The organism is Infirmifilum sp. (assembly GCF_049970975.1).
Classification (GTDB): Archaea; Thermoproteota; Thermoprotei; order Thermofilales; family Thermofilaceae; genus Thermofilum; species Thermofilum uzonense.
Genome location: NZ_JBMFLX010000089.1, coordinates 1 through 5,744, shown reverse-complemented (window position 1 = coordinate 5,744; position 5,744 = coordinate 1). Strand labels below are relative to the sequence as shown.

Annotated in this window: 7 protein-coding genes; 3 read left to right on the top strand and 4 right to left on the bottom strand. The window is 53.3% G+C overall.

The annotated features are described in order from the left end of the window. The coding region (locus ACP5KC_RS08550; RefSeq protein ID WP_428287282.1) for a hypothetical protein at nucleotides 1–246 on the bottom strand (246 nt) is incomplete at its 3' end. A 140-nt stretch (nucleotides 247–386) separates the two neighbouring features. Between ACP5KC_RS08550 and ACP5KC_RS08545 the strand changes: the two genes are divergently transcribed. Then, complete coding sequence (locus ACP5KC_RS08545) at nucleotides 387–1,172, top strand: PmeII family type II restriction endonuclease (RefSeq protein WP_428287281.1); 786 nt, start codon at nucleotides 387–389, stop codon at nucleotides 1,170–1,172. Here ACP5KC_RS08545 and ACP5KC_RS08540 read toward each other — a convergent pair. Genes ACP5KC_RS08540 through ACP5KC_RS08530 form a run of 3 tightly spaced genes read right to left on the bottom strand, consistent with a single transcriptional unit; the run spans nucleotide 1,144 to nucleotide 3,330 of the window. Continuing rightward, a complete protein-coding gene (locus ACP5KC_RS08540) occupies nucleotides 1,144–1,779 on the bottom strand; it encodes an A/G-specific adenine glycosylase (protein WP_428287280.1) in 636 nt (211 codons plus the stop codon). The genes ACP5KC_RS08545 and ACP5KC_RS08540 overlap by 29 nt on opposite strands. Beyond that, nucleotides 1,764–3,185, bottom strand: a complete 1,422-nt coding sequence (locus ACP5KC_RS08535; protein ID WP_428287279.1) for a DNA cytosine methyltransferase — start codon at nucleotides 3,183–3,185, stop codon at nucleotides 1,764–1,766. Before ACP5KC_RS08535 ends, ACP5KC_RS08540 begins: the two co-directional genes overlap by 16 nt. Next, nucleotides 3,178–3,330 (bottom strand): AbrB/MazE/SpoVT family DNA-binding domain-containing protein, encoded by a 153-nt coding sequence (locus ACP5KC_RS08530; RefSeq protein ID WP_428287278.1) that lies wholly within the window; start codon nucleotides 3,328–3,330, stop codon nucleotides 3,178–3,180. The genes ACP5KC_RS08535 and ACP5KC_RS08530 overlap by 8 nt, the downstream gene beginning before the upstream one ends. Nucleotides 3,331–3,644: 314 nt before the next feature. On the opposite strand from ACP5KC_RS08530, the gene ACP5KC_RS08525 reads away from it, so the two are divergent. Continuing rightward, nucleotides 3,645–4,499 carry a prenyltransferase gene (locus tag ACP5KC_RS08525; protein ID WP_191118739.1) on the top strand — a complete coding sequence of 285 codons (855 nt, stop codon included), beginning with the start codon at nucleotides 3,645–3,647 and terminating at the stop codon, nucleotides 4,497–4,499. Beyond that, nucleotides 4,496–5,707 carry a radical SAM protein gene (locus tag ACP5KC_RS08520; protein ID WP_428287277.1) on the top strand — a complete coding sequence of 404 codons (1,212 nt, stop codon included), beginning with the start codon at nucleotides 4,496–4,498 and terminating at the stop codon, nucleotides 5,705–5,707. The genes ACP5KC_RS08525 and ACP5KC_RS08520 overlap by 4 nt, the downstream gene beginning before the upstream one ends. Nucleotides 5,708–5,744 lie beyond the last annotated feature (37 nt).

The window sequence follows — 5,744 nt, the reverse complement described above, 5'->3', positions numbered from 1 at the left end:
GTCGTCGCCGAGGGCCTCGAAGCCGTCAGAAAAGCCAGCCGGCAACTCCTCTAAGCCTCTGAGCCACACCTCTGGTACGGCGGCCGCTCCGAAGCGCCTCCCTATACCAATACACGGTGCTCTGGGTAGCCCCACAGTTGAAGGCATGGAGTATGCGGATAAGCACCAATTGAGGATCGAGGGATTTCTTAGACATGAGGGGTCGCAGCTTGCAGCTGTGTACGAGGATGCAGCAGATAGTCGCACCTATACCTAAATCAGCCGATAAACTCTCCATGCCTTAAAATACTATATCAGCTCCGTGCTGTAACTTGAGATTAAGAAGTTTCCTGGCACGTAATGACGTTAACGGGGGGTTTATTTAACAGAGCCATGTATTTATATACGTGGCAGTAGAGGATCCGTCCCCAGAGATTAAGGAAAAAGTAGAAAGGGCTCTAGTAGTTTTTAGGGAGTTCTCCACAAAGGTAGCTGACAAGGTTAAAGGTATAAAGGTGGATGACATATTAGAAGGTGGGGTAAACCCATACTTGTTCGCGTCTTTAGGCGTAAAGGACTTCGAAGACGTGGCGTACTTCTTCGTCCAGAAAAGGGTAGAGAGGTCTCTAGGGACTAGTTTCGGCTCTGTAATAGAGGAGTTCCTGAGGGAGCTGTTAGGTGGTAAAAGCGGAAAAGACTACCCTGGGTGCATGGGGCGCGGGGCAAAGCAGTGGGTGTGTTGGTGGGACATAGTCATAGAGGGGGAGTACAAAGAAGGTGGCACTACGTTCAGAGGGAGAGTGGTGTCGGTGAAGAGCGGGCCAGCCAACATAAACAAGGACATACTGAGCGAGTTCGCGAGAGAAGCTGCTCAAGCCGAGGGGCAAGGGTACAGACCCTATTTAGCCTTGACTTATGGCCCCCGTGCCTTTAACGTCGTGAATACATTGAGGGAATCGTTAAGGGTAGCTGGTGCGAGAGTAGACGACCCAGGCCATTACGTCTTAGTGGGAAGGAAAGTCTACGAAGTCCTCTTAGGCCAGAGCATCTACGATTACGTAATAAAGAGGGCCTCAGAGATAGGGGTACGTGTAGACTTACGCGCGTTAATAGACGAAAAAGTGCAGGAAATAACAGAGCAGTTGCGCAAGCAATATAAAGATGTCAACGAGCTCTTGAGGCAGTTGAGCTAGCGTAATACTTACAGTATGGCCTTAGTGGGCACTCGCTACACTTAGGCTCCCTATACGTGCACACGTAAGCGCCCAGGTCTACTAATCCGTAATTGAAAAACTCGTGCCCGCTTTCTGGTACTATGCCCCAGAGGAATTTTATAGCACCTCTGTAACCCTTTATCCCAAAAGCCCTTCCTAGCAACCTCATGACGTTAGAGTCTGCTACAGGAGCCTTTTTGCCACACCCAAAAGACAACACAGCACCAGCTATGTAAGGGCCGATCCCGTAGATACCGTTTAAAGACTCGTAGTCGCAAGGTATAGTACCACCGAATACCCCGACTATGGCTTTAGCGATTTCTTTTAATCTGGTAGCCCTCTGCTTGTATAGCCCTATTGGCTTCAGTACTAACTCCAGCTCCTGAGGGCTAGCTCTGTAGATGGAACTTATGTCTGGGAACTTGATTAAAAAACTGTTATAAACCCTCGACACGGCCTTCCTAGTAGTGCGTTGTAGCAGTACCTCAGCGACTAAGACTTTATAAGGAGTCCTGTCTACACGCCAAGGGTAAGGCACCCAGTGCTCTTTTTCCCACTTTATTACGGCGTCTACGAGGCCCTCCAACCCAACAACGCCCCTATATGCACGGCTATCGCGTAAGCCAGAGGTACGGGTACCGCTTCGCCGAATAACTTATACGCTTCTTGCACGCCTACTACTACCTTCCACTCGTCTGGGAAGCCTTGTAACCTCATGTATTCCCTAACGCCGAGGGGCCTGTCGAGCCACGGGTGAACTAGCATAGTGGCCTTCATGGCTGGGGAAGTGACGAGGGTAGGCGAGGGCTCGAACCAGGCCAACCTCCTGTAGAACCCCATCCTACCACCGTCAGCGGTGTATGCCCCGTTCATGGCCTCTGGCTTTAGCTCGTCCGGGATCTGCCTCCAGTTACCCCCACCTGGTACATAGCGGATGTACTTCGAGTACTTGGGTGGTAGGTCGACGTAGCCTATGTCCTCGTTTACCCCCATTATTGCCTCCGCAGTCGTGACCCAGGGTAACGTGACACCTGTTAGAGTGATAGTGGGCATCCTAGAGTATAAGGGCGGGGGTAGCGTAGGAGCCACCCCTATGTCTGGCCTCACCCCAACTACTATGACCCTCTCCCTGTCTTGTGGAGCACCGAAGTCTGCCGCGTTCAGTACACCCCAAGTTATCCTGTAACCGGTCTCTTGTAAGGCGTCTAGTACTACCCTCCACAGGGATCCGGGCTGCTCTTCAGGCCTCAAGGGTCTCTTGTCCCTCTCCTTTATAGGTATGTGGACTAGCCTGGAGTTCAAGATACCCGTGACCTCCTCCATCACGAAGGCCTTTGGCCTTGCCTCCTTTATAAAGCGTATGAACTCCACTAGCGCTCTACTCCTATAGTCCTTTAACCCCTCCCTCTTGCCCGCAGTGCTGAAGGGTTGACAAGGTGGGCCACCAGTCACCACGTCTACTTCCCCGGGCTTAAGGCCGGCCTCCTTAAGTATATCGGTGGTGCTGTAGTCCGCTATGTCGCCATGTATGAATGGGGTCTTTGGCCTGTTCGCCTTGAAGTTCACGTAAGACGTATCGGAGACGTCTAGGCCTAAGACTACGTCGTATCCGGCCCTCTCGAAACCCATGTCTAACCCATACGCCCCGGTGAACAGCGAGACTACAGTCGCCCCTTTTATCACCGGTTTTAGGTTTGGGCCGTGTCGCGGGGGCGGTCTCACCAAAAACGACAACTTGTCTAACTTAGCCCACTCCTTAACTTTCATTTTGTAGTCCTCGGCCAGGGCTGACGCCCCCTTGGACTTATATAGGGATAGCGCTTCCTCGTAGCCCTCGTAGAGGGCTACGGCATAGTCTTTTTCGCCCCCAGCTATGTTTAAGTCTGCTAATAACGAGACGTAGGCCCTAGCGTCGCCCATACTAAAGCCTTTACCCCTAAACTTGTCTATAAACTCCCAAACCTTGACCTTAACGCGTGTATAGTCAACCAACTTTCCTCACCTGCACGCTCCCGTCTTCGTTTAACACCCACTCTATTTCACTACCTTCGCTTAAATCTAAGAACCTCCTAACCAAAACTGGTACTGTGGTGTAGCCCTTACCCCACAACTTACTCCTACCTAACACCTTAACCATACTAGTAACTCTACTAGTAAACTTACTGGTATTATTATATAAGCCTAACGCGAGCATAAAGGGTAATACCAATTAACTCCCCAGTGTACTAAGAAAAAATTCAACTAAGATGTACAACTACTAAGGTATTGCCCAGAAAAAGAGTCAGAGTGAAAGCTTAAGCCTAAGGTGTTTTTCTGTTTTTGACGTGAAAAAGGCCTCTCTTTCTCTTCATGAGATGCTACCCGAAAGATGCATCCCTTAGGGCTTGACCCGTGAGAGGCTTATCCACAAGAGATATAATGAGAGGGCTCCTTAACCATAACGACACCAGTATGCTGCTAGACGCGATCAGGATTTGGGCCGTGATAATGTACATCATCTACAGCCTCCCAGTCCTAGCCTTAGCCGCCCCCCATCCCGGATTCAACCCCCTTTGGGCGATATACGGTCTCCTCGGCGGCTCCATTATTGAGATCTTCTCCCACATGGTCAACGACTACTACGACTACGTCTACGGCGTAGACAGGCCCGGGGTCGGCACAGCCACCTACAGGAAGCACCCACTCGTCGAGGGCGTCTCGCTGAGAAGACACGCGGCCCAATGGTTAGCCCTCGCGGCTGGAGCCATTACAATGTCGCTCGCAGCATCATTCCTCGGGAGACCCTACACGCCCCTCTTCGCCTCCCTTGGCGTCCTACTCGCCTACGCGTATACAGGCCCGCCCTTTAAGCTGAAGTACCGCGGATTGGGGCACCTCAACCTTCTCCTCGGCTGGTGGCTCACAAGCTCTCCAGGCGTCTACTACATGGCCTGCGGCGAGCTATCCCTCCAACCCCTCCTAGTCTCACTCCCGCCCATACTCCTCACGATAGCGGTGCTCATGGCCAACAACATCCGGGACATAGACACCGACCGTGCGGCGGGCGTCAAGACGCTCGAGACGATAATCGGCAAGAAAGCCTCCCGAGCCCTGTTCCTCCTCTACATAGCCGCCGCCTACATCATCCAGTCAGCCCTATCCCTATCGCTCGGCCCCACCCTACTCCTCCCACTCCTCTCGGCGCCCATGCTTGCCGGCGCCCTAAAGGTACTCCGTGAGCCGCCACCCACAGACGCCGACCCCCTTGTAGCCAGGCACACAATCCTCTTCAGCCTGCTTAGCGCCGTAGGGGTGGCACTGAGATGACACGCCACGTGCTACCCTGGTACGTGCCCCCAACCCTTCTGGCAAAGCAGCTCCTCTCAGCGGCCACGGTGGCAAAGGCGACCGGCTGGAGACTCAACGCCCGCTGGATAAGGGACGCGAAGCCCCTAGTCGAGACGGCCAACGGCGCCACAGGGATAGGCTGCTTCGGCTACCCCCCACACCCAGTCTACGAGGTTACAACGATGTGCAACCTCAGGTGCGCGCACTGTCACGCCGCGGCCGGCAGGCCGAGCCCCGGCGAGCTCGACACCCCGCAGGCCATGAAGGTCATCGAAAGCTTAACCACGGTGAGGGAATTCAGAACCCTCGTGTTCACGGGTGGAGAACCATTACTCAGGAAAGACATCTGGGAGCTCACCCATTACGCGAGGCAGCTGGGCTTCGGGGTAGTCTACGCGACGAACGCCACCCTCATAGACGAGGAGACAGCTGCGAGGATGGCCAAGCTCGGCGTCCTGGGAGCCGCGGTAAGCCTCGACTCCACCAGGCCCGAAATCCACGACAAGATCAGGGGCGTCCCTGGCGCCTGGAGGAAAGCCGTCAAGGGGATAATAAACCTCAAAAAACAAGGACTCTACGTCCAGATAAACATAACAGCCAACAAGCTCAACTTCGACGAAATCCCCCAACTACTCAAGCTCTCAGACAAACTAGGAGCACACGTCGTATTCCTTTACACGTTCGTCTCCACAGGCCGAGGCGCCGAAAACAAGTGGCTCTCCCTGACGCCAAGACAATTCTACACCCTAGCATTAACAGCAGCTAAGACACAGGAAGAAGTCCAGAGCCTCATAATACCCGTAGCAATGCCCTGGTACTACGCACTCCTAGCCGACAAGGCGAAACTCAACCCACAAATAGCCAAGAAATGGGTCTCAGGCTGCATAGCCGCGCGAGGAATGTTCTACATAAAACCCAACGGTGACGTATGGCCATGCGCGTTCCTACCACTAAAAGCCGGCAACCTGCTGGAGAAGCCCGCGGCCGCCATATGGCACGGACAACTATTCAACCAGATCAAGAACCGCGAAAACCTGGAAGAACCATGCCGGTCCTGCCCATACCGAGACATATGCGGGGGCTGCAGAGCAAGAGCATACATATCCACAGGAAGGCTAACGGCACCCGACCCCCTATGCCCACTCGTATCAAACAGGTCAGTACAGGAACAAACGGGAGCAAAATGATTATAACGAAGCTATAAGGTAAGATATTCATCTTATA

Coding starts and splice junctions, on each gene's coding strand:
- ACP5KC_RS08525 (WP_191118739.1), top strand. CDS start 3,645: ATGCTGCTAGACGCGATCAGGATTTGGGCCGTGATAATGTACATCATC.
- ACP5KC_RS08530 (WP_428287278.1), bottom strand. CDS start 3,330: ATGGTTAAGGTGTTAGGTAGGAGTAAGTTGTGGGGTAAGGGCTACACC.
- ACP5KC_RS08520 (WP_428287277.1), top strand. CDS start 4,496: ATGACACGCCACGTGCTACCCTGGTACGTGCCCCCAACCCTTCTGGCA.